The sequence below is a fragment of the Mycoplasma sp. 2704 genome, from assembly GCF_034863285.1.
Lineage (GTDB): Bacteria > Bacillota_I > Bacilli_A > Mycoplasmatales > Metamycoplasmataceae > Mycoplasmopsis.
This window is the reverse complement of the sequence record NZ_JAYFFD010000003.1, coordinates 113302-134461: the sequence shown is the minus strand read 5'-3', so window position 1 is coordinate 134461 and position 21160 is coordinate 113302. Positions and strand designations below refer to the sequence as shown.

General features: G+C 31.3%; 30 protein-coding genes and 1 pseudogene. All 31 read left to right on the top strand.

What is annotated here, in order from left to right:
* Window positions 1–149: 149 nt before the first annotated feature.
* The 31 genes and pseudogenes from secY to rplE all read left to right on the top strand — a co-directional run bounded on the left by secY (window position 150) and on the right by rplE (window position 21159).
* Entirely contained in the window at window positions 150–1544 is a 1395-nt protein-coding gene (gene secY / locus VBM90_RS02045) for a preprotein translocase subunit SecY (protein WP_323176691.1), read from the top strand.
* On the top strand, window positions 1538–2212 hold the full coding sequence (locus tag VBM90_RS02040) for a nucleoside monophosphate kinase (protein ID WP_323176690.1): 675 nt from the start codon (window positions 1538–1540) through the stop codon (window positions 2210–2212). The genes secY and VBM90_RS02040 overlap by 7 nt, the downstream gene beginning before the upstream one ends.
* Before the next feature lie 57 nt (window positions 2213–2269).
* On the top strand, window positions 2270–3016 hold the full coding sequence (gene map / locus VBM90_RS02035) for a type I methionyl aminopeptidase (RefSeq protein WP_323176689.1): 747 nt from the start codon (window positions 2270–2272) through the stop codon (window positions 3014–3016).
* The gene (gene infA / locus VBM90_RS02030) at window positions 3017–3232 is read left to right on the top strand and encodes a translation initiation factor IF-1 (RefSeq protein WP_257089261.1); all 216 of its coding nucleotides are present in this window, start codon (window positions 3017–3019) and stop codon (window positions 3230–3232) included.
* A gap of 12 nt (window positions 3233–3244) precedes the next feature.
* On the top strand, window positions 3245–3358 hold the full coding sequence (gene rpmJ / locus VBM90_RS02025; RefSeq protein ID WP_257089263.1) for a 50S ribosomal protein L36: 114 nt from the start codon (window positions 3245–3247) through the stop codon (window positions 3356–3358).
* A 19-nt stretch (window positions 3359–3377) separates the two neighbouring features.
* Complete coding sequence (gene rpsM / locus VBM90_RS02020) at window positions 3378–3746, top strand: 30S ribosomal protein S13 (protein WP_257089265.1); 369 nt, start codon at window positions 3378–3380, stop codon at window positions 3744–3746.
* Window positions 3747–3748: 2 nt separating this feature from the next.
* Window positions 3749–4138, top strand: coding sequence for a 30S ribosomal protein S11 (gene rpsK, locus VBM90_RS02015; RefSeq protein WP_257089267.1), 390 nt, complete (start codon window positions 3749–3751; stop codon window positions 4136–4138).
* Between the two features lie 17 nt (window positions 4139–4155).
* The gene (locus VBM90_RS02010) at window positions 4156–5172 is read left to right on the top strand and encodes a DNA-directed RNA polymerase subunit alpha (protein ID WP_257089269.1); all 1017 of its coding nucleotides are present in this window, start codon (window positions 4156–4158) and stop codon (window positions 5170–5172) included.
* Window positions 5165–5536 carry a 50S ribosomal protein L17 gene (gene rplQ / locus VBM90_RS02005; protein ID WP_323176688.1) on the top strand — a complete coding sequence of 124 codons (372 nt, stop codon included), beginning with the start codon at window positions 5165–5167 and terminating at the stop codon, window positions 5534–5536. The genes VBM90_RS02010 and rplQ overlap by 8 nt, the downstream gene beginning before the upstream one ends.
* Before the next feature lie 261 nt (window positions 5537–5797).
* Window positions 5798–6634: a phosphate acyltransferase gene (locus VBM90_RS02000; protein WP_323176687.1), complete on the top strand. Its 837-nt coding sequence runs from the start codon at window positions 5798–5800 to the stop codon at window positions 6632–6634.
* A 2-nt stretch (window positions 6635–6636) separates the two neighbouring features.
* Entirely contained in the window at window positions 6637–7833 is a 1197-nt protein-coding gene (locus VBM90_RS01995) for an acetate/propionate family kinase (RefSeq protein ID WP_323176686.1), read from the top strand.
* A complete protein-coding gene (gene coaD / locus VBM90_RS01990) occupies window positions 7820–8281 on the top strand; it encodes a pantetheine-phosphate adenylyltransferase (protein WP_323176685.1) in 462 nt (153 codons plus the stop codon). The genes VBM90_RS01995 and coaD overlap by 14 nt, the downstream gene beginning before the upstream one ends.
* A gap of 4 nt (window positions 8282–8285) precedes the next feature.
* Window positions 8286–8879: a ribosome biogenesis GTP-binding protein YihA/YsxC gene (gene yihA / locus VBM90_RS01985; RefSeq protein ID WP_323176684.1), complete on the top strand. Its 594-nt coding sequence runs from the start codon at window positions 8286–8288 to the stop codon at window positions 8877–8879.
* Window positions 8866–10479 carry an MAG1430 family protein gene (locus tag VBM90_RS01980; RefSeq protein WP_323176683.1) on the top strand — a complete coding sequence of 538 codons (1614 nt, stop codon included), beginning with the start codon at window positions 8866–8868 and terminating at the stop codon, window positions 10477–10479. The genes yihA and VBM90_RS01980 overlap by 14 nt, the downstream gene beginning before the upstream one ends.
* A gap of 169 nt (window positions 10480–10648) precedes the next feature.
* On the top strand, window positions 10649–12082 hold the full coding sequence (pyk, locus tag VBM90_RS01975) for a pyruvate kinase (RefSeq protein WP_323176682.1): 1434 nt from the start codon (window positions 10649–10651) through the stop codon (window positions 12080–12082).
* 154 nt (window positions 12083–12236) lie between these two features.
* Window positions 12237–13889 carry a ribonuclease J gene (locus VBM90_RS01970; protein WP_323176681.1) on the top strand — a complete coding sequence of 551 codons (1653 nt, stop codon included), beginning with the start codon at window positions 12237–12239 and terminating at the stop codon, window positions 13887–13889.
* 8 nt (window positions 13890–13897) lie between these two features.
* Window positions 13898–14239, top strand: coding sequence for a thioredoxin family protein (locus tag VBM90_RS01965; protein WP_257089285.1), 342 nt, complete (start codon window positions 13898–13900; stop codon window positions 14237–14239).
* Between the two features lie 201 nt (window positions 14240–14440).
* Window positions 14441–14746: a 30S ribosomal protein S10 gene (gene rpsJ / locus VBM90_RS01960; RefSeq protein ID WP_257089286.1), complete on the top strand. Its 306-nt coding sequence runs from the start codon at window positions 14441–14443 to the stop codon at window positions 14744–14746.
* Between the two features lie 33 nt (window positions 14747–14779).
* Window positions 14780–15403: pseudogene (rplC, locus tag VBM90_RS01955) on the top strand (50S ribosomal protein L3); the annotation flags it as partial.
* Window positions 15404–15574: 171 nt separating this feature from the next.
* On the top strand, window positions 15575–16303 hold the full coding sequence (rplD, locus tag VBM90_RS01950; protein ID WP_323176680.1) for a 50S ribosomal protein L4: 729 nt from the start codon (window positions 15575–15577) through the stop codon (window positions 16301–16303).
* Window positions 16303–16770: a 50S ribosomal protein L23 gene (gene rplW / locus VBM90_RS01945; protein WP_323176679.1), complete on the top strand. Its 468-nt coding sequence runs from the start codon at window positions 16303–16305 to the stop codon at window positions 16768–16770. The genes rplD and rplW overlap by 1 nt, the downstream gene beginning before the upstream one ends.
* A 114-nt stretch (window positions 16771–16884) precedes the next feature.
* Window positions 16885–17730 carry a 50S ribosomal protein L2 gene (gene rplB / locus VBM90_RS01940; RefSeq protein ID WP_323176678.1) on the top strand — a complete coding sequence of 282 codons (846 nt, stop codon included), beginning with the start codon at window positions 16885–16887 and terminating at the stop codon, window positions 17728–17730.
* The gene (gene rpsS, locus VBM90_RS01935; protein WP_257089297.1) at window positions 17730–18008 is read left to right on the top strand and encodes a 30S ribosomal protein S19; all 279 of its coding nucleotides are present in this window, start codon (window positions 17730–17732) and stop codon (window positions 18006–18008) included. Before rplB ends, rpsS begins: the two co-directional genes overlap by 1 nt.
* The gene (gene rplV, locus VBM90_RS01930; RefSeq protein WP_257089299.1) at window positions 18008–18352 is read left to right on the top strand and encodes a 50S ribosomal protein L22; all 345 of its coding nucleotides are present in this window, start codon (window positions 18008–18010) and stop codon (window positions 18350–18352) included. Before rpsS ends, rplV begins: the two co-directional genes overlap by 1 nt.
* A gap of 1 nt (window position 18353) precedes the next feature.
* Window positions 18354–19004 carry a 30S ribosomal protein S3 gene (gene rpsC / locus VBM90_RS01925; protein ID WP_323176677.1) on the top strand — a complete coding sequence of 217 codons (651 nt, stop codon included), beginning with the start codon at window positions 18354–18356 and terminating at the stop codon, window positions 19002–19004.
* A complete protein-coding gene (rplP, locus tag VBM90_RS01920) occupies window positions 19004–19426 on the top strand; it encodes a 50S ribosomal protein L16 (RefSeq protein WP_257089304.1) in 423 nt (140 codons plus the stop codon). The genes rpsC and rplP overlap by 1 nt, the downstream gene beginning before the upstream one ends.
* Window positions 19426–19620: a 50S ribosomal protein L29 gene (rpmC, locus tag VBM90_RS01915; RefSeq protein WP_323176676.1), complete on the top strand. Its 195-nt coding sequence runs from the start codon at window positions 19426–19428 to the stop codon at window positions 19618–19620. The genes rplP and rpmC overlap by 1 nt, the downstream gene beginning before the upstream one ends.
* Before the next feature lie 2 nt (window positions 19621–19622).
* A complete protein-coding gene (gene rpsQ, locus VBM90_RS01910; RefSeq protein ID WP_306428736.1) occupies window positions 19623–19892 on the top strand; it encodes a 30S ribosomal protein S17 in 270 nt (89 codons plus the stop codon).
* A complete protein-coding gene (rplN, locus tag VBM90_RS01905) occupies window positions 19892–20257 on the top strand; it encodes a 50S ribosomal protein L14 (protein ID WP_257089308.1) in 366 nt (121 codons plus the stop codon). The genes rpsQ and rplN overlap by 1 nt, the downstream gene beginning before the upstream one ends.
* 31 nt (window positions 20258–20288) lie before the next feature.
* A complete protein-coding gene (rplX, locus tag VBM90_RS01900; protein ID WP_416099228.1) occupies window positions 20289–20612 on the top strand; it encodes a 50S ribosomal protein L24 in 324 nt (107 codons plus the stop codon).
* Window position 20613: 1 nt separating this feature from the next.
* Entirely contained in the window at window positions 20614–21159 is a 546-nt protein-coding gene (gene rplE / locus VBM90_RS01895) for a 50S ribosomal protein L5 (RefSeq protein ID WP_257089313.1), read from the top strand.
* Window position 21160 lies beyond the last annotated feature (1 nt).

The following is a 21160-nucleotide window of genomic DNA, read 5'->3' as shown; positions in this document are numbered from 1 at the left end:
ATTCAGACATTTTAATGAATTATTAAAATAACTATTCAGTTTTCAAAGAATATTTCACACCTTTAATGGTGTTTTTTTATTAACTCAAACTATGAAAAAAAATATTTTGTTATATAATACCAATATATTTTAAAAAAGGGGCGAGCACATTGGGTAATTTAATCTATAAAACAAAAAATAGATTAAGAGCATTCTTCACAAATAAGGATTTAACGAAGAAGGCTATTTTTACTTTACTCATGTTGGCTATCTATATTTTAGGAACAACTATAACATTACCATTTGTAAAGATTAAAAATGAAGATGCAATTAGTAGTAACTCTTTTTTAAATACATTAAACTTAATTGGTGGTGGAGGACTTAGACAGTTCTCACTATTTGCTTTAGGCATTAGTCCATTTATTAATGCTTCTCTTATAATGATGATTTTACAATCAAAAATATTCCCTCCAATCTATAAATTAAGTCAGAGTGGGCCGCAAGGTAGAAGAAAAATAAATATTATTACTAGATTGTTAACAATTGTTATTGCTTATCCACAAGCTGTTTTCTTAATTAAAACGCTTGGTAATGGAAATAGTCAATTCATTGAGTTGGATGGATACGGAATTGTATCAAAAGAATTTTTAACATTCTTTATGATTCCGATGGTTTTAACTTCTGCTTCATTATTTGCTTTATTTATTTCAGAACAAATCACAAATAAAGGAATTGGAAATGGAACAAGTTTAATTATTTTCACAGGTATTGCTGCTAGGTTACCATTCCAATTTAAAGAAGCATTCTTACATTACATAGGTGTTGATTTATCTGGTTCAAGTGGGGCACTTGTTGGTATAGTCAATTTCTTTACATATATACTTGTTTACTTACTTGTTTTAATGATTATAGCTATTGTTTATGTAGCAGAAAGACATATACCTATCCAACAAATAGGAGCAGGTAGATCTAAATCTAAAAAAGACATTGGTTTCTTACCTATTAAACTAAATCCAGCCGGAATTATGCCTATTATCTTTGCTATGATGGTTTTATCATTCCCGACAATGATTGCAAACATACTACCAGATGATAATGCATCAAAACAATGAATTAACCAAAATATGCAATTTACCCAACCAATTGGATTTACATTACTTATAGTTGTTATTTTTGCATTCTCATTAGTTATGGGAATTCAACAATCAAAAGTTGATAAGATAGCTGAAGATTTCGCTAAAAATTCAACATTTATTCCAGGCGTAAGACCAGGAGAAGAAACACAAGATTACTTAATTGGGATTGTATTTAGATTAAGTGTGTTTTCATCATTCTATTTATTAGCGTTAGGAAGTATGCAATTTGTTGAAATTATGGCTGGTATTTTACCTAGTGTAATTTCATTCGGTGGTACAGGTCTTATGATTTTAGTAAGTGTTGCACTTGAAACAGTAGGGCAATTACAAGCAAGAATTAAATCAAATAATTTATCAAAAGCAAAAAGAGAATCAATTAAAAATATTGAAAGCAACTCAGCAGAAAACGTAGAAGGTTTATTATGATAAATAAAATAAATAAAAATGTGATTTTTATGGGACAACCAGGAGCAGGAAAAGGTACTGTTGCTTCTTTATTGTCAAAAACAAGCAATTTAATTCATTTATCAACAGGTAACATTTTTAGAAACGAAATAGCACAAAAAACAGAACTTGGTCTTAAAGTTCAAAACATTGTGACAACAGGTGGATATGTACCCGATGAAATCACAAATAAAATTGTTGAAAATGCAATCTTAAAATTAAAAGAAAATAACCAATTTTTTATCCTAGATGGTTTTCCTAGAACTAAAGCTCAAGCTGAGTTCTTAAATTCGCTTAAAGACTTTGAATTTGTGGTTATTGAGCTTCAAGTAAATAATGAAGAAATCATTAAGCGTTTAAGTGGAAGAAGAACATGTGTAAATTGTGGTGCAGGCTACCATGTAGAATTCCAACCACCTAAAGTAGAAGGTGTTTGTGATGTTTGTTCTAATCAAATTATTCAACGTGCAGACGACACACCTGAACGTATTGAACACAGATTAAAAATCTATGAAGAACAAACAAAACCATTGATTGACTACTACAAATCGCTGGATGAATTAAGAGTTGTAGATGCTTCAGCTACACCTGAAGAAGTTGCAAAACAGGTACTTGAAATTTTGCAAAAAAGTGATAAAATAAATAAACTTTAAAATATCTAACATATATGTTAGATTATTTTATTTTTTACAGAGAAAGGTGATCTAATTATGTCTTGAGTAAAAACAGAAGAAGAAATTCAAAAGATTACCAAATCTTGTCAAATCTTGGCAGAAGTCAAGCAAATAGTTTGAGACTTTGTAAGACCAGGGGTTTCTTTAAAAGATATTGATCAATTGGCTTTTAAAGAAATAATCAAACGTGGAGCCAAACCTGCATTTAAAGGTTATCAAGGTTTTCCAAGTACAGCATGTATATCAGTTAATGAACAATTGATCCATGGAATACCTACGGATCGTATCGTAGAAGAAGGCGACATTGTTAGTGTTGACTTAGGATGCATCTGAGAAGGTTTTTATAGTGATAGTGCCTTCACTAAACCAGTTGGAAAAGTTTCGCCTCTAGATCAGAAACTTATTGATGTAGCTAAAGGAGCTTTTGAAGCTGGATTAAAAGCGATTAAAAAAGGTGCTAGAACAGGTGATATATCTTATGCAATAGGTGAATATATCCATAAGCACGGTTTATTTACACCAAGAGACTTTTGTGGTCATGGAATCGGAAGAAGATTACATGAAGATCCTAATATTTTCAATGAAGGTAAAAAAGGAACTGGTCCATTGCTTAAAGATGGTATGGTAATTTGTATTGAGCCAATGATTGCCCAAACTAATAAATTTATTCAACTTAGAGATGGGTGAACAATAGTTAGCGCCAATAATACAAGAACAGCTCATTATGAACACACTGTACTCATCAAAAATGGAAAAGGAATCGTGTTAACGAAAGGAATCTAATTGGCAAAAGATGCTATTAAAATAAAAGGTGTTGTCAAAGAAGTTTTTACAATTGATGATTATTCAGTAGAACTTGAAAATGGCATCACAATTAAAGCTCATATTTCTGGAAAGATGAGAATTAACCACATTCGTATCTTACCAGGTGATTCAGTTGATGTCGAAGTAAGTCCTTATGATACAACACAAGGACGTATTACTTACAGACACAAGTAATAAGGAGAACTAATGAAAGTTAGAGCAAGTGTTAAAAAAATGTGTAAAGACTGTAAAATCATTAAACGTAGAGGAATTATCCGTGTTATTTGTGTTCAACCAAAACACAAACAAAGACAAGGGTAATTGTTAGAAAGGATTTTAAATGGCTAGAATTTTAAACGTCGAAATCCCAAACAATAAACGTGTTGTTATTTCATTAACATACATTTATGGAATTGGAAGAACATTAGCAAAAGAAATTTGTAAAGTAGCAAACATTAGCGAAGATGCTCGTGTAAAAGATTTATCAGAAGAAGAATTATCAAGAATTCGTGAAGCAGCTAAAGTTTACACAACAGAAGGTGACTTACGTAGAGAAGTTTCATTAAACATCAAACGTTTAATGGAAATCAAATGCTACCGTGGAATGAGACACCGTAAAGGATTACCAGTTCGTGGACAAAGTACTCAAAAGAATGCTCGTACACGTAAGGGTCCAAGAAAAACTGTAGCAGGAAAGAAAGGTAAATAATAATGGCTCGTAAAACTAAGAAAAAGAACATTACAAGTGGTGTAGCACACATCCACTCAACAAACCAAAACACAATTGTTACTTTTGCTGATGAAAACGGGAATGTTATTGCTTGAAGTTCAGCAGGAGCAATTGGATACAAAGGTACTAAAAAGAAAACTCCATATGCTGCCGGTTTAGCTGCACAAGCTGCTGCTGAAGCTGCTAAAGAACACGGAATCAAAACAGTTAAAGTTGAATTAAAAGGTCTTGGAGCTGGAAAAGATGCTGCTAGAAAACAAATCGAAGTTAGCGGTATTACAGTAACAGAAATCAAAGATGTTACACCAGTTCCACACAACGGAACAAGACCACCAAAACGTATCTTAAAACGTGAACGTATGAAAAAATAATTCAAAAGAGGTAAACAATGGAAAAAATGAAAAAATTGGTTTACTTAGATAAACCTGTAATCCACAAAAGAGATGATGTTGCTGAAACAACTTTTGTATTAAGAGGTCTTGAAAGAGGTTTTGGTAATACATTAGCTGTTCCTTTAAGAAGAACATTATTATCAACAATTTCATCATTAGCACCATTTGCAGTTAAAATCGAAGGTGTTGATCATGAATTCCAAACAATCAAAGATGTTACAGAAGATGTTATTACTTTATTAATGAATTTACGTAAAGTTCGTTTTGCTTACAACCCTAACGTTGTTAAAGACAATGAAATTGTAAAAGTTACATTACAATCAGAAGCTCCTGGAGAAGTTACTTCAAGATCACTTAAAGTAGTTTCACACCCAGGTGTTCAAGTTATTGATACAAACATTAAGTTAGCTACAGTTATGAACGCTAAGGCTCTTAATGTTGAAATTTACTTACGTTCAGGACGTGGATTTGTTTCATTTGATGAAAACAAAGCTTACATTTCTAAACGTAAAAAAGATGATTTAGCTCCAATGAGTGACATTAAAAAAGGTGAATTTATCGCTGTTGATTCAAACTTCTCACCAATCAAAAAAGTTTACTACAACATCAAAGAAATGAACTCAGCTTCAAACAGAATTGAAGAAGAACTTGAGTTTAACATTGAAACAGATGGAACAGTAGATGCAAAAGATGCTCTTAGACAAGCAGCTGACATTTTAATCGGTCTTCTTGAAGTAATCGGAGACACAGATAAAATGAAAGTTGATATCTTTGAAGAAATCGTTGAAAAACCAGAAGAAAAACAAGAAGATGACATCGATATTTCACAAATGAACTTATCAGTTCGTTCAGCTAATGCACTTAGAAAAATTAAGAAAACTAAATTATCACAAATTAGAGAACTTACAGTTTCACAATTAGAGCAAACAAAGAACTTAGGAAGAAAATCAATTCAAGAAATCATTGATAAAGTTAAAGATTACGGTTTTGAATTAAGAGAAGGAGATGAGTAATATGGCAAACCCAACACAAATCTATTCACGTGACACTAAATGAAGAAACGGTGTGATGCGTTCACTTGTTAGTGAATTATACGTAAACGGAAGAATTGTTACAACTTTAACAAGAGCAAAAGAATTAAGAAGACACGCTGAAAAAATGATTCAAAAAGCTAAAAACCCTACATTAGCAAACAGACGTGCTGTTGCAGGTTTCTTACGTCCAATTAAAACTAAAGATGGTAAAGCTGTATTATCATACTTATTTGATGATATTGCACCAAAATACTCACAAAGAAACGGTGGATACACAAGAATTATTAAATTACCTCGTCGTCAAGGTGATTCAACACGTATGGCAATTATTGAATTAGTTTAATCTTTACTTTTTAATAATAAATATGAGTTTTATATATAGATATCAGTTTACATTCAAACTGATATTTTTTTATTTAACACTAAATAACTTAGTTATATACAATTAACATAAAACTAAACTATTGGTATAATATAACAAACTAAAAAGGATACTATGCTTTTACACTCAATATTTTGAAAAATTAAACACAAAAAGCACCAATACACAGTGCTTTTACTAGATACTTATTCACCTTCTCAAAGGTTCTGAATAAACAAATTAATGCTCAATAAAAACATCATAATCAACTACTTATCATTTAAAAACTCAAATGATAAACACGATGTTTTTGTCTCATTTGACGAAATCCAAAAAGTTAAGCAAAACTACATACAATCTAGATTAAAAAAACAACCTAATTTAGATTTAAATCAACTTGACCTTGAGTTTGATTCAAACACTAGAAACATCGTTGGTATGTACATTGCTAAAACACAAAAATATGACGTTGTCGTTGGAGGATATAACACAACTTCAAAATCATTTTATCGTAGTGCTCTAAGGGTTTTAGATAAAACAACAAGCACAATTTCATCAGCAATGGTGCTTAATAAAAAATCACAAACTTATGTAGTTTCTGATCCTTCTTTTATTATTGAACCAACTGAAGAACAATTAGTTGATATAACTAAAAATGCTATGGACTTTAGCAAAAAAGTTCTTGATAAACCAACTGGTGCATTTATGGCCTTTTCAACAAATGGTTCAAACTCAAGTGCACAAGCTTTAAAAATGTCAAATGCAGCAAAATTGTTTTCAGAAAAATATCCACACGAAAATGTGTATGCAAGTGAAGTTCAAGTTGATGCAGCGTTAAATAACAAAATAAGAGAGAAAAAAGATTTATTCAATTACCAAGATGCTAATGTATTTGTATTTCCTGATTTAAATTCAGCTAATATATCTTACAAATTTATTCAGCAGTTAGGTAAATTCAATGCGTATGGTCCTTTTGTTTTAGGATTTAATCAAACCGTTGCAGACTTATCAAGGGGAGCAACAACAAAAGATATAATAGGAACAATTCTTATTTCGATTTTAATCACAAACAAGGAGTAATAATGAATAAAAAAGTTTTAGTAATCAATGCAGGAAGTAGCTCAATTAAATTAAGTTTATTTAATAAAGAATCATTAGAATTAATAGCTAGTGGTATTGCTGAAAGAATTACATTACCTGAGGGAGCTATTTCAATTAAATTCAATGGTCAAAAATTTGAAAAAACAGTAGCAATGCCAAATCACGAAGTCGCTGTTAACAAATTATATGAATTAATGGAAGAAATTAACTTAATCCACCAACCAGAAGAAATTGAATACATTGGATTTAGAATTGTTCAAGGTGGTACATACTTTAACAATACAGCAAAAATCACAGATGAAGTAATTAACATTGTAGATAAAGTTGCAATTTATGCGCCATTACATAACCCAGGAGCAGTCCAATCAATTTACGGATTTAGAAAAGTTTTCCCACACGCTAAATTATCAGGTGACTTCGATACAGCATTCCATACAACAATTAACAAAGTAAATAGCTCATATGCATTACCAAAAGAATTAGTAGAAAAATACGAAATCAAAAGATATGGTGCTCACGGAATTTCACACCAATACATTACAGAAAAACTCGGTCAAATCTTAGACAAAGAAACTGTAACATTTGTTAATATGCACTTAGGAAACGGTGGTTCATTATGTGCTGTTAAGGATTCAAAATCATTTGACACATCAATGGGACTTACACCATTAGCTGGAATAATGATGGGAACAAGAAGTGGTGACATTGACCCTTCAATTCATCAATTTGTTATGAACCAATCAGGTTTAGATATCAATCAATTCACTGATATTTTAAATAAACAAAGTGGTCTTTTAGGTGTTTCTACAATTTCTTCAGATATGAGAGATATTTGCGCTGCAGCAAACAATGGAAATGTAGATGCACAATTTGCACTTGAACTTTACTCACAAAAAATTGCTGACTATGTAGCAGTTTATGCAAACAAAATTGGTGGTAAACCAGATGCGCTTGTTTTCACAGCTGGAATTGGAGAAAACACACCTATTATTAGACAAATGATTGCAGATAAATTATTCTTCAAAAACATTAAATTAAACTCAGAAGTTAACCATGGACCAATTGGTGAATTCGCTTTAATTTCTGCACCTGATTCAGAAGTTCCAGTTTATGTAATTAGAACAAATGAAGAATTAGTTATTGCAAGAAACGCAATTAAAATTTATGAACAAAACTAAAATAGCTTTATTTCCTGGATCATTCGATCCATTTCATAAAGGTCACGAATCAATAGTGCAAAAAGCTACCGAGCTTTTTGACAAACTTTATGTTGTTGTAACTTACAATCCTGATAAAGATAATATTGAAAGAATTGAAGAAAATTTTGAAGCAATTAAAAATAAATATCAAGAAAACGATAAAGTTGTTGTCTTAAAAAACTACTTTGATTTAACAGCTGATTTAGCTCATCAATTAAATGCAAAATGACTTGTACGTAGTGCTAGAAATCAAATCGACTTTAATTATGAACTAAAATTAGCTACAGCAAATAATGCTTTAAATAATAATCTTGAAACAATCATAATAATGCCTGATTATGAAAACTCAAATATTTCTTCAACTCAAATCAGACAACGGCATAAAGAACAAATAGAAAAAGCAAAACAAAACAAAAAAGGAATTTAGGACAATGTTTAAATTTATTAAATCATCTACAAACAGGACAAATTGATACGAACATCCAAATTATGAAGTTGCTTTTTGAGGTCGCTCAAACGTTGGAAAAAGTTCATTAATCAACGCAATTGTTGAAAATAAGAAATTAGCAAAAACATCTAAGACACCAGGTCGTACACAATTAATTAACTATTTTGAAAATGAATTTGGAGCAGTTTTAGTTGACTTACCAGGTTATGGTTACGCAAAAATTTCGCAAACTCAAAAAGATAAAATGATTAAGATGATTTATGAATATTTAATTGAAAGAAAAAACCTTAGATGTGTTTACTTATTAATTGATTCTAGACACGGAATTACTAATACAGACGTTCCTGAATTAAATTTTTTAATATCAAATAATATAAACTTTAAGTTAGTTTTCACAAAAACTGACAAACTTAAACAAAAAGACAAAAACCAACTATTAAATCACATTAAAAGCTTACGTAATGAACTTGGAAACTTTGAGTATTTCTTAGTTTCTTCAGAAAAAAAAGTCGGAATTGAGCAACTTAGTGATGATTTAACACAAACTCTTTCAGGAGATGAAAATGAAATTGACTAAACAAACATTAAAACCATTATTACTTTTAGGTGGTTCAGTTGTTGTTCTTGGTGGAATAGCAGCTACATCAGCATTATTGATTAAACAATCAAAGAAAAAAACTAATATAGATTATGCAGATTTTAATCTAAATGTTACTGGCTCATTAACTAAAGATAAACATTTAGCTTCTGAATATGCAACAAATCCATTAGTTCCTATTAGTGGAACAAGATGAGATAATTCAGCTTGAATTAAAGAACTTACAGCTGCTAAAATCCAAACTGAAAGTGATAAAAATCAAGTTGATAATATTAAGTCATTTGAATTAACAGCAAGCAATGGAATGGTATTTAATGCGATTGCTCAAGAAGCTAGAGATCAAGGTTATAGAATTGAGTTTGTTTCATATGCAAACGATTTAACAGGTACATTATTGCTTAAAATGTTAGTTAAAGATAAAAATGCAAATACAGTTAAAACTCACATTTTTGAATTAACTGGTTTTGCAACATTGACTACTAAAAATCCATATGCTAATTTAACGATTGCTACATTAACTGCTGATACTGAAAAATTATTTAAAGAATTCAAATCTTCAGACGCATTAAAAACACACTTTGAAGCCTTAGAGCAAGATAAAAAAGTTGAATTTATTAAAAATCATTTCTCAACAAAAGAATCATCTAAATTGACTGATTTTAATTGAAGCAGTCTGCAAGTTACATTTGAGGACAAAATAATGAAATTAAGTATTTCATACAACTTAAATGTATTAGCTGCTACAAAAGAAAATTTAAGTGCACAATCAGTGTTTAATTTAGAAGAGAATAATAAAGTTGATGCTAATGTTGATTTATCATTCTTAGATGCTGTTAGACCGACAATTGAAAATTATTCATTAGTTTCAACAGGTTCATTAGATAAATCAACTCATTTAGCTTCAGAATTTGCTAGTTCTCCAATTCTTCAAATCGGTGATACAAATTGAAACAAAGATAAATGATTATCAGAACTTAAAACTCAAAATGTAATGACTTCAGAACAAGCTGCTAAAACTGACACAGGTAAATCATTTACATTTGTTTATAATGATGATGCAACAACTGAAAATATCTTCTACACTATGTCAAACATCGAATTTACATCATATGCAAATGATGAAACAGGAACTTTATATTTACAATTTAAGAAACTAAATAGTGAAAATGAAGCTACTGAACAATATGTTTATGAGTTAACAGGATTTGCAACAGTTGCTGCAGATAATAAATATTCAACATTAATTGCTAAATCACTTACATTAAATGAAGAAAAATTAAAAGCTAACTACTCATCTATTCAGACATTAAACGATTATCTAACTACTTTAAATGAAGAAACTAAACCTGAATTTATCAAAGCTAACTTTGATTTACAAGTCAATGATTTAGTTGCAATTGATTGAGCGCAATCAACAATTACAATGGCAGATAACACATTAAATGTTCATTTAGTATTCAATCAAAACATTTTAAAAGCTACAAAAGATGATTTAACTGCTAAATCTATATTTGCATTAACAAGTGATAATACAATTGAACTTAGTCAAGATGTTTCATTTTTAAATCAACAAGCTTAATAAATTATTTGTGTACACAATGTTCTAACAATTAGGACATTGTGTTTTTTATTCCTTGTGCATAGGAATAAAAATATAGAACTAATTACAAACTACCATAAGGTAAAACTTGAAAAATGTTGTAAAATATGTTTATATTTTAAATATATATTTAATTACTAGGAGCAATATGAAAATTACTGATAAAAGAACTAAATTAGTTGCTACAATTGGTCCATCAAGTGATAACTATGATATGTTATTATCATTAGTTCAAAATGGTGTAACAACAATTAGAGCAAACTTTAGCCACGGTTCACACGAAGAACAATTAAATAAATTTACATTAGGAAAAAGAGTTTCACAAGAATTAAAAGTTCCAGTTTCTCTTATGTTAGATACTAAAGGACCTGAAATTCGTATTGGAAAAATGAAAGATGGAGCTCAAGTTGTGCAATCAGGTACAGAAATGATCATCTACACAACACAAGATAAATATCTTTCACACGAAGGTACATCAACAGAAATTACAGTTGCATATGATATGGCACAAGACTTATCTGTTGGAAACCAAGTTTTAATTGATGATGGTAAATTATCAACAGTAGTTACAGAAGTTGGAAATGGTTACGTAAAAGTTAAAGCTGAAAACACACACAAATTAAAAACAAACAAACGTGTTAACTTACCAGGTGTTGACTTCTCATTACCATTCTTAGCTGAAAAAGACATCAACGACGTTAAATTCGGAATTAAAAGTGGAATTAACTATGTTGCTGCTTCATTCGTTAACTCAGCCAAAAATGTTAAAGAATTAAGAAAATTATTAGATGACAACGGTGGAAAACACATTCAAATCTTCTCAAAAATTGAATCACACTTAGGATGTGTAAACATTGATGAAATTATTGAAGCATCAGACGGTATTATGGTTGCTCGTGGAGACTTAGGATTAGAAATTCCTTACTACGATGTTCCATACTATGAAAAAATGTTCATTAGAAAATGTCGTGAAGCTGGTAAACCAGTTATCGTTGCAACACAAATGTTAGACTCAATGGAAAACTCACCACACCCAACACGTGCTGAAGTTACAGACGTTTACTACGCAGTTGAATTAGGAGCTGACTCAACAATGCTTTCAGGAGAAAGTGCAAACGGTTCATTCCCATTAGAAGCTGTTAAAACAATGTCAGCTATTTCAAGAAGAGCAGAAAAAGAATTCTACTCAAGAAACTACTACGAAATTCAATTAGAAAAAGTTTGAAAAAATTCAGATCAATCAAACAAACGTTCACAAATTGCTTACTCAATAGCTCAAAAAGCACAAGAAGGAAAATACAAATATGTTGTTGTTTTATCAAGAACAGGAGCTTTATTAAAAGAAGTTGCTAAATTCAGACCTAACTCAACAGTTATTGGTATTGTAAATGATCCATTATTAATCAATGCATTCGGTTCATATTCATCAGTATGAAACTCAGTTGATTCAGAATCATTATTCCCACTTGTAAAACAAGATCACGAAAATGCTGTTTCAGCATTAGAACCATACGGAATTCAACAAGGAGATGCTTTCTTAGTTGTTGAAAACGATCAAATTACAGAACACGTTGTTAAGTAATTTGCATTAAGTAATTAATTACTAAAACACCTATGTATTAGGTGTTTTTATTTTTACCCTCAAAAAATCAATTTGCTATAATTAAAAAATTAATTAGCAAACTAATTATTCCTTACTTTTAAAACACATAATACATAATGAAAGAGAGAAAAATATGGAAAATGTAAATATTTTCGCTCTTGGAGGACAAGACGAAAACGGTAAAAACTGTTATGTTTTTGAATATAATGATGACATTTTTATAGTTAATGCAGGTGCTAAGGTGCCTTTAAATATGTCAAATGGTGTTAATACACTTATTCCAAATTTCGATTATTTAATCAAAAACAAAGACAGAATTAAAGGTTTATTCATCACAGACATTAAGAATGAAACATTCAGTGCAATCCCTTGATTATTAATGAAAATTCCTAACCTTAAAATCTATACTTCTGCATTTAATCAAGTTTTAGTTATTGACAGAATTACAAAATACGATATTCAACTTAAAAAAGGACAAGTTCAAGTTATTAGACAAAAACTTCAATTTGGTGATTTAACAATCGTTCCTTTTGGACTAACAGGTTCAATGCCTGGAAACATTGGGTTTAACTTCCAAACCAAAACAGGTGACTACTTATTTATGTTTAACTATGTTGAAGGTAACTTAGGAATTTATGGAAAAGTTTACTTCCCATTACTTGCAAAATACTTTGAAGGTAGAAAAATTGTAGCTATCGTTTCAGATGCTGGTAAATCAAATGTTTCAGGTAGAGGAATTGAAAAATATAATGCATATACCGAACTTGATAATATTTTCAAGAAAGCAAATCCTGATGAAAAAATAATTATTGGTGCCTATGGTGAAGAAATGGTTACATTGCAACAAGTTTTAGATTTAGCAATCAAATACAATAGGCCAGTAGTTCCATACGGAAAAACATATGCTGATTTATTAGATTTAATTTCTAAATTCTCAACAGTAGTGCCATTACCAAAATTAATTGACCACAGACAAATTAATAAGCATTCAAATGCTATTGTTTTAATTACTGCATCAACTGAAAGACTTTATTCACGTTTCAATAGAATTACAGAAAATAATGACGTTTATTTAAAAATTAAACCTAGTGACACTGTAATTATGTTGGCTCCACCAGTTAATGGTCTTGAGTCTGATTATGCACAGACAATGGATGAAATAGCTAAAATCACGCACAACCTATTTGATATTAGTGAAAAAATGTTCTTCTACGTAAGGCCTACAAGAGATGATTTAGTTTCACTTGTAAAAGTTCTTAAACCAGATGTATTCATGCCTGCTCAAGGTTTATACAGATATTTAGTTTCAGCTAGTGATTGCATTAATGATGAACTTAAGAATGTTCAAGACATCAATACACTTGTCTTAATGAATGGAAAAATAGCTCACTTTATTGATGGTAAATTATTTAGTCACAATGGAAAAGTTAAAGAAGTCGGAACTACTATTATTGATGGTTTTGGAGTTGGAGATATTTCATCTGAAGTTATTTCTGAAAGAGAATTTTTAGGTAGAGAAGGTGTTATTGTAATCAATATTATGTACGATTCGAAAACACGTAACTTAACAGGACAATTACACATTAATTATGTTGGTGTTATCGATATTTCTGAGCAAGAGCAAATGACTAACTTAATTAAACAAATCGTTATAGATGTAGTTAAATCAAATAGCTGCAAACGTATGTATGATTTAAATGAAAAATTACGTAAAACAATTAGAAAGAAAATATTTAAAGCAACTGATAAAGACCCTATGATTGCTTTATCACTTTTAGCTGTTTAGAGGTGAATATGTTTGAAAATTTAAAATGAGAAGAAGCTAAAAAAATAATTGAAGCTAATAAAGATAACGAATTAATATTCTTAAATTTCACTACTCAATGATGTGGTGATTGTAAAATGATGAGACCTATTGTAGAGGAAATTGCGAAAGAATATGAAGGAAATCATAGAATTCGTTTCATTAATGTGGATGCTGAAGAAGCTCAATTATTCAGAGTTCCTAATACAAAATGACAAGTTTTAAAGGTTCCCACAATGATGTTATTACAAGGTCAAACTATCCAAGAAAAAGCTTATGAATACGTTCCATTTCAGATTTTAAATAACTGAATTTTAAAGAAAATTTCATAAGAAAAAGCTCCTTGATACACGGAGAGGAGTTGCTAGAAATAAAAACAGAAATTTCGGTTTCTGTTTTTTAATTTTTACTATATAATCAATAAGCAACTATAGCTATGAATTTTAAGGTTGCCAACGTGCCAAAATGTTGTTGAGGACACGTTGGGTTTTTAAAAGGAGCTATGTTCAAAATCAAGAACAAAGGAGACAACAATGAGTAAGTTAAACATCAAAGTTAAAGGGTTTGACCATGCATTAGTTGATGCTGCTGCAAAAAGAATTTACGAAATTGCAAAAGCAACAGATGCTAAAGTAAGTGGACCAATTCCTTTACCTACAAAAAGAGATGAAATTACTATCTTAAGATCTGTTCACGTTAACAAGAAAAGCCGTGAACAATTCGAAAGCAGAACACACCAAAGATTAGTTGTAATTACCGATCCTTCTGCTAAAACTCAAGATCAATTACAAAGACTTGAATTACCAGCTGGTGTGGATATTCAAGTTAAAGTTAAATAATCAAATTTAATACCCAATTTTTAAGGAGACAATATGAAAGGAATCTTAGGACGTAAAGTTGGTATGACTCAAATCTTTACTGAATCAGGAAAAAGTGTTCCTGTTACAGTAATCGAAGTACAACCAAATGTTGTTTCAAAAGTTTTAACAAACGACAAAGATGGTTACGTTGCGACACAACTTGCTACAGCTGATAAAAAAGCAAGTAGAGCAAACAAACCTGAAATCGGTCACTTTGCTAAAGCTTCAACAACACCTAAGCGCTTCGTTAAAGAAGTTCGTGATATGTCAGGATACGAACTTGGAGATTTAATTAAAGCTGACATTTTTAAAGCAGGTGAACTTGTAGACGTTACAGGTACATCAAAAGGGAAAGGGTTCGCTGGTACAATCAAAAGACATAACCAACACATCGGACCTAAATCTCACGGTGGAGGTGGAGGATCTCAACCTATTAGACAAACAGGATCACTTGGGGATATCTCAGGTAACCGTGTTTACAAAGGTATGACAATGCCAGGACACCTTGGACATGTTAAAACAACAGTTCAAAACTTAGAAGTTGTTAAAGTAGATGTAGAAAACAACTTATTATTAATCAAAGGTTCAATTCCAGGACCTAAAAAATCATTCGTAGTAGTAAAAGAAGCGGTTAAAGGATTACCAAGCCGTGAAGAAATTAAATTAGTAAACGTTAAAGAAGCTATGTTAATGAACGAACTTATTGAAAAAGCTAAAAAATTCAACATTGAAGTTACAGTTGGAATGAACGCACAACAATTACAAGAATTAATTGATGCTGCAGAAGCAAACAAAGGAGAATAATTTATGGCAGAAACAGTTAAAAAATCTACAACAGCTAAAAAAGCTGCTCCTAAATCAGCTCCAGCTAAAAAAGCTTCAACAAAACCAGCTGCTACAAAATCAGCTAAAGTTACAGTTCAAAAAGACAAAAACGTTGCTAAAGTTGCTCATAAAGCAGATTTACCAGCACAATTATTTGCTAGTGAAAAAATTTATGAACAAGCAGTATTTGACTCAATCTTATCAGAGAGAGCATCAAGAAGACAAGGGACACACAAAGTTAAAAACCGTTCAGAAGTAAGTGGTTCAGGTAAAAAACCTTGAAGACAAAAAGGAACAGGTAGAGCACGTCACAGTTCTATGCGTTCACCAATCTGAGTTGGAGGGGGAAGAGCATTCGGACCTAAACCAAACAGAAACTACTCACTTAAAGTTAATAAGAAAGTTAAATTCCGTGCATTTATTTCAGCTTTAACATTATTAGCACAAGATCAAGCTGTTATCGTTGATGATTTAGCATTAGACACAATCTCAACAAAAACAGTTGCTGCTAAATTAGCTGAATTACAAGTAGCAAACTTAAAACATGTTTTAGTTGTTACAGAAAATACAATGGTTTACAAATCAGTTAGAAACTTACCAAACGTTACAGTTGTTAAAGCTAACTCATTAACAGTTGAAGCTGCTATTGCTGCTGACGTTATGATTGTTTCAAACGAAAGTCTTGAATTATTAAAAGGGAGAATTAAATAATGGAATTAACAAGAATCATTAAAGCTCCAGTTTTAACTGAAAAATCAGACATTCAAAGAGCTAAAGGTGTTTACACATTCAAAGTAGACTTCCACGCAAACAAATTCCAAATTGCACAAGCTGTTGAAACAATTTTCCAAGTTAAAGTTGACAAAGTTAGAACAATCAAAGTTGATAAAAAAACTAAAAACGTAGGACGTTTCCACGGATTTACAAACCGTTACAAAAAAGCTATGGTTACTTTAAAAGAAGGTTCAACATTAAACTATGTTCCATCAGACGCTGAAGAAGCAGTTTTAGCTGAAACTAAAGCTAAAGCAGATGAAGCTAAAAAAGCAAAAGCTTCTAAAGCTTCAGAAGTTGAGAAAAAAGCTGCTGCTAAATTAGCTGCTAAAAAAACAACAGCTAAAAAAGCAAACACAGCAGTTAAGAAAACTACTACAAAACGTAAAGTTGGTGGAGAATAATTAAATCCGATGAACTTTATGTTCAAATCAAACAATTAGTTAAGGGGTTTTAGATAGTTGCTTAAAAGATAATCTTGCAAATCCCCAAATATTTTTAAGCAAAGGAGAAGACAAATGGCTATTAAACATTTTAAGCCAACTACAAATGGTCGTAGAAACATGTCTACTCTTGATTACAGACAAAACTTATCAGGTCACGCTCCAGAAAAATCACTTTTAGTGAATTTAAAAAATCATGCTGGACGTAACAACCAAGGTAAAATTACTGTTAGACATCATGGAGGACGTGTTAAAAGATTCTATAGACTTGTAGACTTTAAACGTAATAAAGATAACATCCCTGCTACAGTAAAAACTATTGAATATGATCCAAACAGATCAGCAAACATTAGTTTAGTTGTATATGCAGATGGAGAAAAAAGATACATTTTAGCTCCTAAAGGTATTAAATTAGGACAAAAAGTTGTTTCAGGAGACAACGTAGATATTATTGTTGGTAACACATTACCACTTTCAAACATTCCTGAAGGTACATTTGTACACAATATTGAAATGCAACCAGGTGCTGGAGGACAAATTGCACGTAGTGCAGGTACATCAGCTCAAATCCTTGGTAAAGATGACAATGGAAAATACGTAGTGTTAAGATTAAAATCTGGTGAAACACGTCGTATCTTAGCTCGTTGCCGTGCAACAATTGGTGTTGTAGGAAACGAAGAACACTTATTAGTAAATATTGGTAAAGCTGGAATTAACAGACACAAAGGTATTAGACCTACAGTACGTGGATCAGTAATGAACCCAGTAGATCACCCACATGGAGGAGGGGAAGGTAAACAACCAGTTGGTCGTAAAGCTCCTCTTACACCATGAGGTAAAAAAGCTCTTGGAGTTAAAACAAGAAAAACTAAGAAATCTTCAAATAAACTTATTTTAAGAAGAAGAAAGGATGCTAAATAATGGCACGTAGTCTTAAAAAAGGTCCATTCGCTGATGACCATTTACTTAAAAAAGTAGATGCTATCGTTGAAGGAAAAGCACCTAAAAAACCAATTAAAACTTGATCAAGACGTTCAACAATTTTCCCTAACTTTGTTGGATTAACATTTGCAGTTCACAACGGAAAACAATTTGTTGAAGTTTACGTTACAGATGACATGGTAGGTCACAAATTAGGAGAATTCTCACCAACTAGAACATTCTCTGGTCACGGTGCAGATAAAGGGAAGAAGAAATAATGCAAAAACAACAAGCAAAAGCTCACGTTAAATTGCAAAGAGTTAGTGTATCTAAAGCTAAATTAGTTGCAAACTTATTTAGAGGTAAAGATGTAACTGTTGCTTTAGGGTTATTACACAACACAAACAAAAAATCAGCTCCTATTTTCATCAAGTTATTAAACTCAGCTGTTGCTAACGCAACACACAACCATGGTTTAGATGCTACAAAATTATTCGTAAAAGAAGTTTATGTAAATGAAGGTCCGACTCTTAAAAGATTCCAACCAAGAAGCCAAGGTAGAGCTTACTCTATCTTAAAACGTACATCAAATTTATCAATCACATTAGAGGAGAGAAATTAATATGGGACAAAAGGTTAATCCAAATGGTTTCCGTTACGGAATTTCAAAAGCTCACAACTCACAATGATTTGCAGAAAAAGCTAACTTTGGTTCATTCTTAGTTGAAGATGCTAAAATCTACAAATTCTTTGATAAATTAGTACGTCAATACCAAATTGGTAAAGTTGAAGTAAAACGTAACGCAAACAACAAAGTTACAGTTTTAGTTCACACAGCTAAACCAGCTGCTATGTTAGGTGCTGAAGGTAAAAATATTCAAGACTTAACATTAGCATTATCAAAATTTATTAAAAACAAAAACTTAAACTTAAATGTTCAAGTTTTAGAACTTAAAAATCCAGATTTAAATGCAAAATTACTTGCAGAAATGATTGCAACAAAATTAGAAAACCGTGAAAGTTTCCGTTCAGCACAAAAAATTGCTATTAGAAATGCAATGCGTGCTGGTGCTAAAGGTATCAAAACAGCTGTTTCAGGACGTTTAAACGGAGTTGATATGGCTAGAACAGAAGGGTACTCAGAAGGAGAAATGAAACTTCACACATTAAGACAAGATGTTGATTACGCTACAGCTACTGCTAGAACAACATACGGTGCAATTGGTGTTAAAGTTTGAGTATCATTAGGTGAAAAATTGGAAGGGGATAAATAATGCTTCAACCAAAAAGAACCAAATACAGAAAACCATTCATTCAAAGACACGACAAACGTAAAGCAACAAAAGGAAACAAAGTTTCTTTTGGAGAATTTGGTTTACAAGCTGTAACATCTGCTTGAGTAACAGCTCGTCAAATTGAATCAGCTCGTATTGCTGCTACACGTAGAATGGGACGTGAAGGGGAAGTTATTATCCGTATTTTCCCTCACTTTGCTAAAACATCTAAACCAATTGGTGTACGTATGGGATCAGGAAAAGGTACTCCTGAATTATGATATACAGCAGTTAAAGTTAATACAGTTATGTTCGAAGTGTCAGGTGTTGCAGAAGATGTAGCAAGAGACGCTTTAAGATTAGCTGGTCACAAATTACCTGTTAAATGAAAAATTATCAAAAGAGAAGAAGGAGATAAATAATGCTTTACAAAGAATTAAAAAACAAATCAGTTGATGAATTAAACACATTAGTTGAACAACTTAAAGCAGAATTATTTACTTTAAGATATCAAAACGTTACAGGTGATTTAAAAGAAACACACAAAATTGCAAACATTAGAAAAGACATTGCTAAAGTTAAAACAGCTTTAAATGAAAAAAAAGGAGCTAAATAATTATGGAAAGAAACTCAAGAAAAACTTTAGTTGGAACAGTTGTTTCTGCTGGTAAGACAGCAAAAACAATCATCGTAGCAGTTGACACATACAAAAAACACCCATTATATTCAAAACGTTACAAATCAACAAAAAGATTTGCTGTTCATGATGAAAACCATGTTGCTAAATTAGGTGACATCGTTGTTATTATGGAAACAAGACCATTATCAAAAACAAAACACTTCAGATTAGTAGAAGTTAAACAAACTGCAATCGAAGGAAATAACTAATGATTCACGAATTATCTAGAGCAAACGTTGCTGATAACTCAGGTGCTAAAGAAATCGGTGTTATTCGTGTTTTAGGTGGGTCAAAGAAAAAAACAGCAAACATTGGTGATGTTATTGTATGTTCAGTTAAAAAAGCTATTCCAAACGGTATGGTTAAAGAAGGGCAAGTTGTTAAAGCAGTAGTTGTACGTTCAGCTTACGGAATTCACCGTGACAATGGTACATACATTCGTTTTGATGATAACGCAGTTGTAATTTTAAAAGAAGATGGAACACCACGTGGAACACGTGTGTTCGGACCTGTTGCTCGTGAAATTAGAGAAAAATACCCAAAAATCGTTTCACTTGCACCTGAAGTACTTTAATTTATTTATAAGGAGATAAGTTATGAACAAAATCAAATTCAAAGTTAATGATGAAGTTATGGTTATTGCCGGTAAAGATAAAGGAAAAACAGGTCAAATCGAAAAAATCTTACGTTCAGAAAACAAAGTTATCGTTAAAGGTGTAAATATTGTTAAAAAACACAACAAACCTTCACACCAAAACCAAGATGGTTCAATTTCAGAAAAAGAAGCTCCAATCCACGTTTCAAATGTTGCATATTTAGTTAAAAAAGCTACAAAAGATAAACCAGCACAAATCTCAAAAATCGGATACAAAATTGATGACAAAGGTAAAAAAGTAAGAATCGCAAAAAGAACACAAAAGGAAATCTAGTATGTTAAAAAATGTTTATTTAGAAAAAGCAGTTCCTGCTTTAAAAGAAAAATACCAATACAAATCATCAATGGAAGTTCCAAGAATCGAAAAAGTTGTATTAAACATGACAGCTGGAAAAGAAATCAACAACTCAAAAGCTATTGAAGAAGTTTTAAATGAGTTAACATTAATCTCTTCTCAAAAACCATACCAAACAACAGCTAAAAAATCAAACGCTTCATGAAAACTTCGTGAAGGTATGCCTATGGGTGGAAAAGTTACACTTCGTAGAGAAAGAATGTGAGACTTTTTAGATAAATTAATCAATGTTGCAATGCCACGTATTCGTGACTTCCGTGGAGCTAATCCAAAAGCTTTCGATGGAAGAGGTAACTACAACTTAGGAATTAAAGAAGAAATCATCTTCCCAGAAATCGAATTTGACAAAATCCGTAAAATCAAAGGGCTTGACGTTATTATTGTAACTTCAGCTAAATCTGACCAAGAAGCTAAAACATTATTAGAAGCACTTGGTGTACCATTCGAAAAAAAAGGAGCTAAATAGT